This is a genomic window from Pseudomonas mosselii, from assembly GCF_005796105.1.
GTDB lineage: Bacteria > Pseudomonadota > Gammaproteobacteria > Pseudomonadales > Pseudomonadaceae > Aquipseudomonas > Aquipseudomonas mosselii_C.
In genome coordinates, this window is record NZ_VAUO01000018.1 from 1 (window position 1) to 14,517 (window position 14,517).

Genomic DNA, 14,517 nt, shown 5'->3' on the forward strand with positions numbered 1-14,517 from the left:
AAACAAAGCGGGGAGGCCTGTCGGCCTCCCCGCTTTATATAGAGAGAAGCGTCAGAGCACACCCGCCCCACGCAGCCGCTGCACAGCCTCGGCACTCAGCCCCAGCACTTCGCCGAGCACCGCCTCGGTGTGCTCGCCCAGTAACGGCGGCGCCTGCCGATACTCCACCGGCGTCTGCGATAGCCTGATCGGGCTAGCCACCTGCGGGACGCTCCCGGCGAGCGGGTGGGGAATATTCACCGCCAACCCACGGGCGAGCACCTGCGGATCCTGGAACATCTGCGCCAGATCGTTGATCGGACCACAAGGCACACCAGCCTGCTCCAACGCACTCACCCATTCGGCCGTGGTCTTGAACACTGTCGCCTGGCGAATCAATGGGATGAGCTCAGCACGGTGCGCCACTCGCTGCTTATTGGTCGCGAAGCGCGGATCATCCGCCCACTGCGGCTGACCGGCCACCTCGGCGAACTTTCGGAACTGCCCATCATTACCAACGGTGAGGATGAAATCCCCATCCGCCGTGGGAAAGTCCTGATAAGGCACGATGTTGGGATGCGCATTCCCCAGGCGACGAGGCGAGACTCCTGTGGTGAGGTAGTTCATCGCCTGATTGGCGAGGCATGCCACCTGAACATCCAGCAACGCCATGTCGATGTGTTGGCCAATCCCCGCCTGGTCACGGTGGGCGAGGGCAGCCAGTATCGCCACCGTGGAATAAAGGCCCGTCAGGATGTCGGTCAATGCGACACCTACCTTCACAGGTCCTGCACCGTCTTCACCCTCCGGGCGTCCAGTCAGGCTCATCAGCCCACCCAGCCCCTGGATCATGAAGTCGTACCCCGCCCGCTTGGCATATGGCCCGGTCTGACCGAAGCCGGTAATCGAGCAGTACACAAGCTTCGGGTTCATCGCCTTCAGGCTTTCATAGTCCAGCCCATAGCCCGCCAAGCCACCTACCTTGAAGTTCTCGATCACCACATCCGACTTGGCCGCTAGCTCACGCACAAGGCGCTGCCCCTCGGGCTGGGTGAAATCGATGGTCACCGAACGCTTGTTGCGATTGGCCGACAGGTAATAAGCCGCCTCACTGGTATTTTCCCCCGCGGCGTCCTTGAGGAAGGGCGGCCCCCAAGCGCGGGTATCATCCCCCGAGCCTGGACGCTCGACCTTGATCACGTCCGCCCCAAGATCAGCGAGGATCTGCCCCGACCACGGCCCGGCCAGCACCCGTGAAAGATCCAGCACCCGCAGATGGGAAAGCGCACCCATGGCCTGGCTCCTCTATTAATAGAACGCCTGGATGCCGGTCTGCGCACGCCCAAGGATCAGCGCATGCACGTCATGGGTGCCTTCATAAGTGTTGACCACTTCAAGGTTGACCAAGTGACGCGCCACGCCGAATTCGTCGGAGATGCCATTGCCACCGAGCATGTCACGCGCCATGCGAGCGATATCCAGGGCCTTGCCGCACGAATTGCGCTTCATGATGGAGGTGATCTCAACGGCAGCGGTGCCTTCATCCTTCATCCGCCCGAGGCGCAGGCAACCCTGCAAGCCCAAGGTGATTTCGGTCTGCATGTCAGCGAGCTTCTTCTGAATCAGCTGGTTGGCTGCCAACGGCCGGCCAAACTGCTGGCGATCCAACGTGTACTGGCGAGCCGTGTGCCAGCAGGCTTCGGCCGCCCCCAACGCACCCCAGGAAATGCCGTAGCGGGCGGAGTTGAGGCAAGTGAACGGCCCCTTGAGGCCACGCACCTGCGGGAAGATGTTCTCTTCGGGCACGAATACGTTGTCCATGACGATTTCGCCGGTGATCGAGGCGCGCAGGCCAACCTTGCCGTGAATCGCCGGGGCGCTGAGCCCTTGCCAGCCTTTTTCCAGGATGAAGCCGCGAATATCGCCTGCGTCATCCTTGGCCCAGACCACGAACACATCGGCGATCGGACTGTTGGTGATCCACATCTTGGCGCCCGTCAGGCGATAGCCACCCTCGACCTTGCGCGCACGGGTAATCATCGAACCTGGATCGGAACCGTGGTTGGGCTCGGTCAAGCCGAAGCAACCAATCCACTCCCCGGTGGCCAGCTTGGGCAGATACTTCTGCTTCTGTGCTTCGCTGCCGAATGTGTTGATCGGCACCATCACCAATGAAGACTGCACGCTCATCATCGAGCGGTAGCCCGAGTCGATGCGCTCCACCTCGCGCGCAATCAGCCCGTAGCACACATAGTTCAAGCCACTACCGCCGTACTGCTCGGGGATGGTCGCACCCAACAGACCCACTTCGCCCATTTCGCGGAAGATCGCAGGGTCGGTCTGCTCATGACGGAACGCCTCCAGCACACGCGGAGCCAGCTTGTCCTGGGCGAATTGGAAAGCGCTGTCACGCACCATGCGCTCCTCTTCAGTGAGCTGCTGGTCGAGCAGCAGGGGATCGATCCAGTTGAAGCTTGCTTTACCGGCCATGTGCAGAAACCTCGAAGTCGGGCAGGGAAGGGTGGCGTTGGATTGATCCTAGGCCCGAACCGTCGGCACGACAAACGAGGATTGCGCACGCTTTAGTGATATTTTCTCACTTCGTAATCAGCCAAACGCCAAGTCTGCTGACTAACTAGTGAGGTCGACGTACATGCGCCGTAAGATCCCGAGCACCACAGCCCTGGTTTGCTTCGAAGCGGCGGCACGCCACGAGAGCTTCACCAAGGCTGCCCATGAACTGGCCCTTACCCAAGGCGCGGTCTGTCGGCAGATCGGTGGCCTGGAAGCGTTCCTCAACGTGGAACTGTTCCGGCGCTCGCGCCGTGGCGTGAAGCTGACCGAAGCGGGCCTGTCCTATAGCCGCCAGGTCTCGGCGCAGCTCGATGCCGTGGAGCGCGACACGCTGTCGGTCATGCGCCAGCAGGGCGCGAACGTGATAGAGCTGGCGGTAGTGCCAACCTTCGGCACTCAATGGCTTTTGCCCAGGCTCAAGGACTTCCAGCGGCGCCACCCGGAGGTCACGGTCAACCTCACCAACCGCACGCGACCTTTCCTGTTCGCCGATACTCCGTTCGATGCCGCCATCTACTTCGGCGATGCCGACTGGTCGGGCACCCAGGCCCATCGCCTGATGGGCGAGAACCCGCTGCCGGTGTGCAGCCCAGCCTTGCTGGGCGGCCAAGATAGACTTGAGGCCAAGCGGATTGCCGAGTTGCCGTTACTGCAGCAGACCACACGCCCTTACGCCTGGCGACAATGGTTCGGCGGGCAGGGCATGAGCGTCGAGCGCGATTTGACCGGCCCTCGCTACGAACTGTTTTCAATGCTGGCCCAAGCGGCCATGCACGAGATGGGCATAGCACTGATCCCACCGTTCCTGATCCAGCGCGAGTTGGAAGAGGGCAGGCTGGTGGTCGCAAACAGGCATGCCCTGTCCAGCGACAAGGCCTACCATCTGATGATTCCCGAGCGGAAGGTGGAATCCGCCTCGCTGCGGGCCTTCCGAGACTGGCTGGTGGCACAGGCGCAACAGTACACGGCGCTTGAAAAACGACAGAGCTGACCCGGTAGTCAATTATTCTAAACACCTACAGATATACGTATTTGTCGCCAATTCGTAATCTGTACCAATGACACGAAAAACTCGATCAACCCTAGCAGCCGCGCGGTTTTGCAGCGTATTTTGCGACATTCACCACGCTACTAACGATCATCGGCAAAAAATTTTCAAAATTCCTCCTAACCTCGAAATAGCGCGTCCTTGAAGGGTTTCTAGCCGTCAGTTGCGACATACGGTCACAGGATGACTTGTAGTTTTGAGTTCGTATCGCTTCAGAACCGGTTGAAGGCCCTTGGGTTCGTCTGCAAAATGCCTCCCCCGGCCGGGATCCGGCGGGGTCGTGCTCTACGACCGCCCAGCTGCACCTTCCGAAGTGCGCGGGTTTTTATAAAGACAAAAGGTCACCGCAGGAGACAAAGTCGTGCACATTGGTGTTCCTCTCGAGACGCAGACCGGTGAGACAAGGGTCGCCGCGACCCCGGAAACCCTCAAGAAACTGATAGGCCAGGGCCATCAGGTCACCGTGCAACGGGGCGCTGGGCTCAATGCCAGCATCCCGGACACGGCCTTCGAAGCCGTTGGCGCGAAACTGGGCGAAGCGGCCGATGCCTTCGGCGCGCAGTTGGTGCTCAAGGTGGTCGCGCCCAACGATCAGGAGCTTGCCCTTATCAACCGCGGCAGCCTGCTGGTGGGCATGCTCAACCCGTTCAACAGCGAACTGATCGGCAAGATGGCCGAGCGAGGTATCACTGCCTTCGCCCTGGAGGCCGCGCCACGTACATCGCGGGCCCAAAGCCTCGACGTGCTGTCGTCCCAGGCCAACATTGCCGGCTATAAAGCCGTGCTGCTGGCGGCCCATCACTATCCGCGCTTCATGCCCATGCTGATGACCGCTGCCGGCACGGTGAAGGCAGCCCGCGTGCTGATTCTGGGCGCCGGTGTCGCTGGCCTGCAGGCCATCGCCACGGCGAAGCGCCTGGGCGCGGTGATCGAAGCGTCGGATGTACGCCCGGCGGTGAAGGAGCAGATCGAGTCCCTAGGCGCCAAGTTCATCGATGTGCCCTACGAGACCGATGAAGAACGCGCCTGCGCCGAAGGGGTGGGCGGCTATGCCCGGCCGATGCCGGCCAGCTGGATGCAGCGTCAAGCGCAGGCCGTGCACGAGCGCGCCAAGCAGGCCGACATTGTCATCACCACCGCACTGATCCCAGGACGCAAGGCCCCCACTTTGCTCAGCGCCGAAACCGTCGCACAGATGAAGCCCGGTTCGGTGGTCATCGATCTGGCTGCTGCCCAAGGCGGCAACTGCCCGCTGACCGTCGCCGACCAGGTGGTTCAAACCAATGGCGTGATCATCGTAGGACCGACCAACCTGCCCGCCCAGGTGAGTGCCGATGCATCGGCGCTGTACGCACGCAACCTGCTGGACTTCATGAAGCTGCTGTTCGACAAGGACGGCGCACTGACCATCAACCTCGAAGACGACATTGTCGCCGCGTGCCTGATGTGCCGCGACGGCCAAGTCGTGCGCAAAAACGGCTGAGGAGCACGACAATGGAAGACATGCTGATTTCCCACGGCATCTATAACCTGATCATCTTCGTGCTCGCCATCTATGTCGGCTACCACGTGGTATGGAACGTCACCCCGGCCCTGCACACCCCGCTGATGGCCGTGACCAACGCCATCTCGGCGATCGTCATCGTCGGCGCCATGCTGGCGGCCGCGCTGACCGTCACCCCGGCAGGCAAGCTGATGGGCACCCTGGCCGTGGCACTGGCCGCAGTCAATGTGTTCGGTGGCTTCCTGGTCACCCGCCGCATGCTTGAGATGTTCAAGAAGAAAACCAAGAACGAGGCGCAGAAGTCAGCATGAGCATGAATCTGGTAACACTTCTGTACCTGGTCGCTTCGGTCTGCTTCATCCAGGCGCTCAAGGGCCTGTCGCACCCGACCACCTCGCGGCGCGGCAACCTGTTCGGCATGCTTGGCATGGGGATCGCCATCCTCACCACGGTAGGCCTGATCTACAAACTCGGGGCTGAGCTGGCGACCGCCGGCATCGGCTACGTGATCGTCGGCCTGCTGGTCGGCGGTACTGCCGGCTCGATCATGGCCAAGCGTGTCGAGATGACCAAGATGCCCGAGCTGGTCGCATTCATGCACAGCATGATCGGCCTGGCGGCGGTATTCATCGCCATCGCGGCGGTGCTAGAGCCACAGTCGATGGGCATCGTGGCCACCATCAGCGATCCGATCCCGACCGGTAACCGTCTGGAGCTGTTCCTCGGCGCGGCGATTGGTGCCATTACCTTCTCCGGCTCGGTGATCGCGTTCGGCAAGCTGTCGGGCAAGTACAAGTTCCGCCTGTTCCAGGGCGCACCGGTACAGTTCGTCGGTCAGCACAAACTGAATCTGATCCTGGGCTTGGCCACCATCGCCCTGGGGCTGCTGTTCACCTTCACTGGCCACTACAGCGCGTTCACCCTGATGCTGGTGCTGGCCTTCATCATGGGCGTACTGATCATCATCCCAATCGGCGGCGCCGACATGCCGGTGGTGGTCTCCATGCTCAACAGCTACTCGGGCTGGGCAGCGGCCGGTATCGGCTTCTCGCTGAACAACTCGATGCTGATCATCGCAGGTTCGTTGGTCGGTTCGTCCGGTGCGATCCTCTCGTACATTATGTGCAAGGCGATGAACCGCTCGTTCTTCAACGTGATCCTCGGCGGCTTTGGTGGCGATACCGATACTGGCACAACACAAGGTACGAAAGAGCAGCGCCCAGTGAAGTCCGGCTCAGCCGACGATGCCACCTTCCTGTTGAGCAACGCCGACAGCGTAATCATCGTCCCCGGTTACGGCTTGGCGGTGGCACGCGCCCAGCATGCACTCAAGGAATTGACCGAGAAGCTGACCCACAACGGCGTGACCGTGAAGTACGCGATCCATCCGGTGGCGGGGCGCATGCCTGGGCACATGAACGTGCTGCTGGCCGAAGCCGAGGTGCCGTACGACCAGGTGTTCGAGATGGAAGACATCAACGCCGAGTTCGGCCAGGCCGATGTGGTACTGGTCCTGGGTGCCAACGACGTCGTCAACCCGGCAGCCAAGAACGATCCCAAATCGCCGATCGCCGGCATGCCGATCCTCGAAGCGTTCAAGGCCAAGACCATCATCGTCAACAAGCGCTCCATGGCCAGTGGCTATGCGGGCCTGGATAACGAGCTGTTCTACCTGGACAAGACCATGATGGTGTTCGGCGACGCGAAAAAAGTCATCGAAGACATGGTCAAGGCCGTGGAATAACACCACCCCTATATAAAGAAGCGCATAAGGCCCCCGAGGAGTTATTCCGCGGGGGCCTTTTGATTGGCTTGATCCAGATCAACGGCTCTACTTCCGGCCCTGGCATACGACCATGGTCGCGGGACGGCATCGGGCGAAATCTCTAGACTGCGCTCCCAGTAGCCTCAGTAGCCCGAGATAACAATCCATGTACCGTGATCGTATCCGCTTGTCCTCCCTGCACAGCAAGGTAATGAGTGCGGCTGATGCCGCTGGACTGATCCAGGACGGCATGACCGTCGGCATGAGCGGTTTCACCCGCGCCGGCGAAGCCAAGGCCGTGCCACACGCACTGGCCGAGCGTGCTAAACAGTCGCCGCTGAAGATCAGCCTGATGACCGGCGCCAGCCTGGGCAACGATCTGGACAAGCAACTGACCGAGGCCGGCGTACTGGCCCGCCGCATGCCGTTCCAGGTCGACAGCACCCTGCGCAAGGCCATCAACGATGGCCAGGTGATGTTCATCGACCAGCACCTGTCGGAAACCGTCGAGCAGTTGCGCAACAAACAGCTCACCCTGCCGGACATCGCGGTGATCGAAGCGGTGGCCATTACCGAGCAAGGCCATATCGTGCCGACCACCTCGGTCGGCAACTCGGCCAGTTTCGCGATCTTCGCCAAGCAGGTCATCGTCGAAATCAACCTGTCGCACAACACCAACCTCGAAGGCCTGCACGACATCTATATCCCGACCTACCGCCCGACCCGTACGCCAATCCCGCTGGTTAAGGTGGACGATCGCATCGGCAGCACTGCCATCCCGATCGATCCGGCCAAGATCGTCGGCATCGTCATCAGCGACCAGCCGGACTCGCCGTCCACCGTGCTGCCGCCTGACCACGAAACCCAAGGCATTGCCGACCACCTGATCGCCTTCTTCAAGCGCGAAGTGGAGGCCGGGCGCATGACCAACAAGCTCGGCCCACTGCAAGCCGGTATCGGCAGCATCGCCAACGCGGTGATGTGCGGTCTGATCGAGTCACCGTTCGAAGACCTGACCATGTACTCCGAAGTGCTGCAGGACTCGACCTTCGACCTGATTGACGCGGGCAAACTGAGCTTCGCCTCGGGCAGCTCGATCACCCTGTCGAGCCGGCGCAACGCCGATGTGTTCGGCAACCTGGAGCGCTACAAAGACAAGCTGGTACTGCGCCCGCAGGAAATCTCCAACCACCCTGAAGTGGTACGTCGCCTGGGTATCATCGGCATCAACACCGCACTGGAGTTCGACATTTATGGCAACGTCAACTCCACACACGTCTGCGGTACCAGGATGATGAACGGCATCGGCGGCTCGGGCGACTTCGCCCGCAACGCGCACTTGGCCATCTTCGTCACCAAGTCGATCGCCAAGGGCGGTGCGATTTCCAGCGTGGTGCCGATGGTCAGTCACGTGGACCACACCGAACACGATGTCGACATCCTGGTGACCGAGGTGGGCCTGGCCGACCTGCGCGGGCTGGCACCGCGGGAACGCGCGCGGGTAATCATCGACAACTGTGTACACCCGGACTATCGCGCGGCCCTCAACGACTACTTCGAGCGTGCCTGCCAGCGCGGCGGCCACACTCCGCACATCTTGCGCGAGGCCTTGAGCTGGCACGAGAACCTGGAAGAAAGCGGGCGCATGTTGGCCAGCTGATCCTTGTAAGCGACTCAATCGCGGGGCAGACCCGCTCCCACAAGACCCCTACCAGGTCATGTGAGAGCGGGTCTGCCCCGCGATGCGTTTGGACCGACACACCAAGATCAAATAACTGTTCTACTGTACTGGTAAGTCCTCGCCCTACCGAACAGGGCGAAGGAGCCTTCACGTCAAAATGCACACTATTGGTGCAGACCAGTACAGTTTAGCCAATTTTGAGTGCAACAGCGGCATTACACAGTTAACTGAGTGAGCGTATTACTGTTGAACTGTATCTACTGTTATGGACAGCGGAGGAGGAAGATGGGCACCAGTTAAATCACTACCTAATCCCGCCATAAGCGGAAGGATGTCAATCATGGAACGTACCCTCAGTTCCGGTCTGGTTTTCGAAAGCAACGCCCAAGCTTCCAACGCCTCGCTGCCGCTGCGCGCCCTGTCGACCCTGCTGCTGTGGCAGCGCCGCATGGCCAGCCGTCGTCAACTGGCCCGTCTGGACGCCCGCCTGCTGGCTGACGCCGGTATCAGCGAGTCGCAGCGTTACGAAGAGCTGAGCAAGCCTTTCTGGCGCTAAGCACCGGTCTGCGGCCCAGGCCGCAACCGCGAATTCACAAGAACCCGTCGCAGGTGACTGCGACGGGTTTTTTGTTTGTATGCCGCACAATAGAGCGGTCCAGGCCGCGACAATTACAGTTTTGTAAATCTATTAAATGACAGCAACAGTTACGTTTTGTCATCCCTGCTCACTGCAGAGGGGCGAACCGGCACGTGTTACGCTTGTCATACACGCCTGGCCACGCCCATCCGTACCGAGCCCGTAACACACAGACACAGACCTGCGCAGGAGTTCCAACCATGTCCCATAATCATCTGCTTGGCGCCGCGTTGCTGCTGTCGCTGACCGGCGCGGCTCACGCCACCAGCTTCGTGGTCACCACCGACGCCGTGGTCGGTGCGCTTGCCGCGACCACTGACGCCACCTCGGACGTGACCTCGTCGTTGCGCGACGACAAGATCGTCCAGGCCGCTCGCGACGATGCCGCCAGCTTCGTTGGCAGCGAAGGCGCCATTCGCGGTGCCAAACTGGAAAGTGCCTTCGTGCACATTCGCCAGCAACTGCCCGACCTGCAAGCCAGCGACACGCAACTGGCACGCGCTATCCTGACGCTCTAACACAAGCCTCGCGCCCGGATTCACTAGCCCTGGCCCGTGCATCCGGGGTAGCCTTCGCCGCCCGAAACCACGACCACCCGAGAGCCTATGCGTTATTTACCGCCTTTGCTGTTCGCCTTGGCCGGTGTTGGGAGCGCCCATGCCATGGATGTCACCACCCAGAGCCTCGTTGTCACTGGCTACGTCACCAGCCAGGTGACCACCGCGCCATTCGATCGCAAGGTCGTCGCCGCCGCCCGTGACGATGCTGCCGCGTTCGTCGCCACCGATGGCATGATTCGGGGTGCACGCCTGCAAGCGGCGCTGATTTCGCTGCGTGAACAGCGCGCCTGTCATGCTGTCGGCGATCTTGAACTGGCCGAGGCAATTCTCGTCCAATGAATACCTCTGACTCCTTCGTATCTTTTGGAGATGCTCCATGCGTAAACCGCTGATCGCCGCCACCCTCGGCATGTTGCTGTTGGCTGACTTGGCTCAGGCACACACCTTGGTGGCCACCAGCAACATCATCGTCCGTGCCTTTGGCCGTTCGATCGATTTCACCTCCGACACCACCACCTCGATCCGCGACTCGAAAGTGGTACGCGAGGCCCACGATGACGCCGCCAGCTTCGTTGCCAGCGACGGTGACATCCGTGGCGCGCAGCTCGAAGCCGCGTTCGACACCCTGCGCGCCCGCGTACCCGAGGCCCGTGACGCCAGCGACCAGGTGCTGGCCGAAGCCATTCTCGCTCTGTGAAGCGCGTGCGTGCCTGGCTGCTAGGCTGCGTCCTGACGCTGCTTGGCACGCCCGCCCTGGCCGACCTGCAGCTGACGCTGCAGGCCGACAGCCTCGACCCTGCGCAACGACAAGCCACCCAAGTATTGCTCGATGAAGCCATGGCCAAGCTGCCACCACGCTTCAAGCAGGCCCTCGACCGCCAGGTGCTGGTCAGCTGGTCCGCGCACATGCCCGAGGATGCCTACGGACAGGCGACCCCTGTCTCGACCCTGGACCTCAATCGCCGCTTGCTACCCAGCCTGGTCGATGGCAGTGCTGCCCGCGAAAAGACCGGCCGCCCCCACGGCACAGTGCGCGAGGAACTGCTGGCCACGGTCCTGCATGAACTGACCCATATCTACGACCGTGCCCGCCTGTGGCCGAGCGCCGAGCGCCAACTGATCAGCCGCTGCAAGCGCCAGCAGGACACCCTAGGCAAGGTAGGCCTGCCTCAGGACTGTCGAGGCGAGGCCGAGCGCCGCTTCACCCTGAGCGACGATCCGCGTCTGCTCGACCTTGCCGGCTGGCCGCAGTACGTGGGCCGCCGCGGCGAGCGCGAACAGCACAACGGCCAAAGGGTGCGCAGCCCCGACGCCTACGAGTTGAGCAGCCCGAAGGAATTCATCGCGGTCAACATGGAGTATTTCCTCCTCGACCCGAGCTACGCCTGCCGCCGACCGGCGCTCAATCAATACCTACGTGACCACTTCGGCTGGGCGCCGCAACAGGATACGTGCGCCAAGGGCTTGCCGTTTCTCAACGCCGGCAACGACTTCGCCCGCCAACCGCTGGGCGAAATCGACCCCGAGCGCGTCTACCAAGTTGACTACTTGCTGGCCGAAGCCAACCAGAACTGGGTCAGCCGCTGGGGCCACAGCATGCTGCGCCTGGTCATCTGCGCCCCCGGCCGCCCGCGGGGCCCAGACTGCCGCCTGGACCTGGACCAAAGCCTGGTGCTGTCGTACCGCGCCTTCGTCAACGACGTACAGCTGTCCAGCTGGGACGGCCTCACCGGCGCCTACCCATCGCGGCTGTTCGTGTTGCCACTGGGGCAGGTGATCGACGAATACACCAAGACCGAACTGCGTAGCCTGGCCTCGGTGCCCCTCAAGCTCAGCCGCAGCGAGATCGAGAACCTGGTACGCCAAGCAGCCGAGATGCACTGGAGCTACGACGGCAACTACTACTTCCTGTCCAACAACTGCGCGGTGGAATCGCTCAAGTTACTGCGCAGTGGCAGCGCTAACCCGCGCCTGAACGACCTCGACGCGATCATGCCCAATGGTCTGCTGGAAGTGCTCAAAGGTCGCGGCCTGGCCGACACCAGCGTGCTGGATGACCCGCGCGAAGCACTGCGCCTGGGCTATCGCTTCGACTCGTACCGCGACCGCTACCAAGCCATGTTCGAGGTGCTGAAAAAGCAGCTCCCGGTCAAGCAGAGCGCCGTTGAGGACTGGCTGGCCCAGGACGCCGAGGCGCGCCGCCCATGGTTCGAGCGCGCCGACCTGCGTACCAGCGCGGCGTTGTTGCTGCTCGAACAGGCCGCACTGCGCCGCCAGCTGCTGCTCGCCCAGGACGAGGTGAAACAGCGCTACCTGAATGAGCGGGCGCTCAAGGATGGCAGCTTCGACAAAGCCAACGAAACCTTGCAGGCGATGCTGGCCAACAGTGGCTTCCTCAGCCGTCCGGCTGAGCTGCTGGGGGCGGGTGGCTATGGCCTGCCGCAGCCGGATGAGCGCAAGCAACTGGAGCAGGTGAGCAGTGAGCGTCAGGCGCAGTTGCTGCAATTGAGCACCACCCTCGACCAGCAGGTGAGGGCGCTGCTGGGACCGGAGCGGGGCAGGGAGATCAAGGCGGTCGAGGCCAATATCAAGCAGGTGGGCGAACACCTGAGGGCGCTGCACAAGGCGGCGGGCGGATTGCAGTTGCCCTGACCACACGGTTCTAAACGCCATCCTGTAGAAGCGGCCTTGCCGGCGCGCCGGACCGGCCAGAACGGGCTGCGCTGGATTCGGGATTCACGCAACCCTGTGGAAGCGGGTTTACCCGCGAATGGCTCCGGCTACAGGCGTTCCTCATCCTCCTGCGGCAAGCCCTCGTCCACCCGCATCCACGGCAAACGGCTGCCGACCCAGATATGCCGCTTGGGCACCGCCCGCTGCGGCTGATCCAGCGTCGCCACTGTCACGTCGATGGTCTGCGGGCTGTGAGTGGTCACCAGCGCCACATGCGCCCCACAGCCGCCACAGAAATAGCGGCTGCAACTGTCCGGCGCCACGTACCGCTGGGGCGACCCGCAGAGCCATTCGAAATCGTTCAGCGCCAGCGTCACCCAGGTCACCAACGTGCCGCCGCTGACCCGCCGACAGATCGAGCAATGACAATGCGCGACGTCACCCAAATCGCCGCGCAACCTATACCGTAGAGCGCCGCAATGGCACCCACCCTCGACCACTTCAAGCATTGATACGACCTCCCGTCGCCTTGCGCAGGACGAAAGCTGGCTGAAAGCTTGCCCGCATAGGATAGCGCCACTACCGGCGTAAGACCGGTCGCCAGGGCATCTGGAATTTTCCGAGCCCGGCCCATCCAACAACAACAATGGTGATACCGATGTTTTCCTGTGCCCGTGTTTGCGTTATCCCCCTCCGCTTACTCCTCGTGCAGCGCTCGACGCGCTGACCCTCGCCCGAATACTTCTTCTTTTCGCCGCGCCACGCCTGGAGTACCGCCATGCTGACCTTCCTCGGCTTTGCCATGGTCATCACCTTCATGTACCTGATCATGACCAAGCGCCTGTCGGCCTTGATCGCGCTGATCCTGGTTCCAATCCTGTTCGCCCTGTTCGGGGGCTTCTACAGCGACATCGGTCCGATGATGCTGCAAGGCATCAGCAAGCTCGCGCCCACCGGCGTGATGCTGATGTTCGCCATTCTCTACTTCGCCCTGATGATCGACTCCGGCCTGTTCGACCCGGCCGTGCGCAAGATCCTCAAGCTGGTCAAGGGCGATCCGTTGAAAGTCTCGGTAGGCACCGCCGCGCTGGCCTTGGTAGTGTCCATGGACGGTGACGGCGCCACCACCTACATGATCTGCTGCGCGGCCATGCTGCCGCTGTACAGCCGCCTGGGTATGAGCCCACGGATCATGGCCGGCCTGATTATCCTGGCCGGCGGCGTCATGAACATGACCCCGTGGGGCGGTCCGACCGCACGCGCCGCCAGTGCCCTGCACGTGGACCCATCGGACATCTTCGTGCCGATGATTCCGGCCATGGCCTTCGGTGTGCTGGCGATCCTGGCCATCGCCTACTGGTATGGCAAGCGCGAACGCGCCCGTCTGGGCGAGCTGCACCTGCCCACCGACGACATCGACCACAGCGAAATCAGCGTCTCGCAGTTCCCCGAAGCGCGCCGTCCCAAGCTGATCTGGTTCAACGGCGCACTGACCGCCGCCCTGATGGTCGCGCTGATCGCCGGCGTGTTGCCGCTGCCGGTGCTGTTCATGATCGCCTTCAGTATCGCCATGATCGTCAACTACCCCTGCCTGCAACAGCAGAAGGATCGTATCGCGGCCCACGCGTCCAGCGTGCTGGCAGTAAGCGGGCTGATCTTCGCGGCGGGCATCTTCACCGGCATCCTGTCCGGCACCGGCATGGTCGAGGCCATGTCCAAAAGCCTGCTGGCGGTCATCCCTGAGGCGTTCGGCCCGTACATGGCCGTCATCACCGCCATCGTCAGCATGCCGTTCACCTTCTTCATGTCCAACGACGCCTTCTACTACGGCGTACTGCCGGTGCTATCGGACTTCGCCAGCCACTACGGCGTGACCCCGGTGGAAATGGCTCGAGCCTCGATCGTCGGCCAACCAGTACACCTGCTCAGCCCGCTGGTACCCTCCACCTACCTGCTGGTGGCGCTGGCCGGGATCGAGTTCGGCGATCACCAGCGCTTCACCCTCAAGTGGGCAGTGCTGGTATGCCTGTGCATAATGTTCGCCGCATTGGCGCTGGGCACCTTCCCGCTGTTCAGCAGTCTTTGATACAAGCGCA

The 14,517-nt window shown here is 62.1% G+C and carries 14 protein-coding genes; 11 read left to right on the forward strand and 3 right to left on the reverse strand.

From position 1 onward, the window contains the following. Nucleotides 1-51: 51 nt before the first annotated feature. Together FEM01_RS22170 and FEM01_RS22175 are read right to left on the reverse strand one after the other, a co-directional pair. On the reverse strand, nt 52-1,272 hold the full coding sequence (locus FEM01_RS22170; RefSeq protein ID WP_138221597.1) for a CaiB/BaiF CoA transferase family protein: 1,221 nt from the start codon (nt 1,270-1,272) through the stop codon (nt 52-54). Nucleotides 1,273-1,287: 15 nt separating this feature from the next. Continuing rightward, a complete protein-coding gene (locus FEM01_RS22175) occupies nt 1,288-2,469 on the reverse strand; it encodes an acyl-CoA dehydrogenase (RefSeq protein WP_138221598.1) in 1,182 nt (393 codons plus the stop codon). Nucleotides 2,470-2,632: 163 nt separating this feature from the next. On the opposite strand from FEM01_RS22175, the gene FEM01_RS22180 reads away from it, so the two are divergent. The 10 genes from FEM01_RS22180 to FEM01_RS22225 all read left to right on the forward strand — a co-directional run bounded on the left by FEM01_RS22180 (nt 2,633) and on the right by FEM01_RS22225 (nt 12,400). Beyond that, the gene (locus FEM01_RS22180; protein WP_138221599.1) at nt 2,633-3,544 is read left to right on the forward strand and encodes a LysR family transcriptional regulator; all 912 of its coding nucleotides are present in this window, start codon (nt 2,633-2,635) and stop codon (nt 3,542-3,544) included. Between the two features lie 418 nt (nt 3,545-3,962). Next, nucleotides 3,963-5,084 carry a Re/Si-specific NAD(P)(+) transhydrogenase subunit alpha gene (locus FEM01_RS22185; RefSeq protein ID WP_138221600.1) on the forward strand — a complete coding sequence of 374 codons (1,122 nt, stop codon included), beginning with the start codon at nt 3,963-3,965 and terminating at the stop codon, nt 5,082-5,084. An 11-nt stretch (nt 5,085-5,095) separates the two neighbouring features. After that, nucleotides 5,096-5,416 (forward strand): NAD(P) transhydrogenase subunit alpha, encoded by a 321-nt coding sequence (locus tag FEM01_RS22190; RefSeq protein ID WP_138221601.1) that lies wholly within the window; start codon nt 5,096-5,098, stop codon nt 5,414-5,416. Beyond that, nucleotides 5,413-6,849 carry an NAD(P)(+) transhydrogenase (Re/Si-specific) subunit beta gene (locus FEM01_RS22195; RefSeq protein ID WP_138221602.1) on the forward strand — a complete coding sequence of 479 codons (1,437 nt, stop codon included), beginning with the start codon at nt 5,413-5,415 and terminating at the stop codon, nt 6,847-6,849. Before FEM01_RS22190 ends, FEM01_RS22195 begins: the two co-directional genes overlap by 4 nt. Nucleotides 6,850-7,036: 187 nt before the next feature. Next, nucleotides 7,037-8,530: an acetyl-CoA hydrolase/transferase family protein gene (locus FEM01_RS22200; protein ID WP_138221603.1), complete on the forward strand. Its 1,494-nt coding sequence runs from the start codon at nt 7,037-7,039 to the stop codon at nt 8,528-8,530. A 361-nt stretch (nt 8,531-8,891) separates the two neighbouring features. After that, a complete protein-coding gene (locus tag FEM01_RS22205; RefSeq protein ID WP_138221604.1) occupies nt 8,892-9,107 on the forward strand; it encodes a DUF1127 domain-containing protein in 216 nt (71 codons plus the stop codon). A 281-nt stretch (nt 9,108-9,388) separates the two neighbouring features. Further along, the gene (locus FEM01_RS22210; protein WP_138221605.1) at nt 9,389-9,706 is read left to right on the forward strand and encodes a DUF2388 domain-containing protein; all 318 of its coding nucleotides are present in this window, start codon (nt 9,389-9,391) and stop codon (nt 9,704-9,706) included. A gap of 87 nt (nt 9,707-9,793) precedes the next feature. Next, on the forward strand, nt 9,794-10,087 hold the full coding sequence (locus FEM01_RS22215) for a DUF2388 domain-containing protein (protein WP_138221606.1): 294 nt from the start codon (nt 9,794-9,796) through the stop codon (nt 10,085-10,087). Between the two features lie 37 nt (nt 10,088-10,124). Next, entirely contained in the window at nt 10,125-10,445 is a 321-nt protein-coding gene (locus FEM01_RS22220) for a DUF2388 domain-containing protein (protein WP_138221607.1), read from the forward strand. After that, nucleotides 10,442-12,400: a DUF4105 domain-containing protein gene (locus FEM01_RS22225; protein WP_138221608.1), complete on the forward strand. Its 1,959-nt coding sequence runs from the start codon at nt 10,442-10,444 to the stop codon at nt 12,398-12,400. Before FEM01_RS22220 ends, FEM01_RS22225 begins: the two co-directional genes overlap by 4 nt. A 128-nt stretch (nt 12,401-12,528) precedes the next feature. On the opposite strand, the gene FEM01_RS22230 is transcribed toward FEM01_RS22225, so the two are convergent. Next, nucleotides 12,529-12,930 (reverse strand): GFA family protein, encoded by a 402-nt coding sequence (locus FEM01_RS22230; protein WP_138221609.1) that lies wholly within the window; start codon nt 12,928-12,930, stop codon nt 12,529-12,531. Nucleotides 12,931-13,199: 269 nt separating this feature from the next. Here FEM01_RS22230 and FEM01_RS22235 point away from each other — a divergent pair, with 269 nt between their 5' ends. After that, nucleotides 13,200-14,507, forward strand: a complete 1,308-nt coding sequence (locus tag FEM01_RS22235) for a CitMHS family transporter (protein WP_138221610.1) — start codon at nt 13,200-13,202, stop codon at nt 14,505-14,507. The last annotated feature ends 10 nt before the right edge of the window (nt 14,508-14,517 follow it).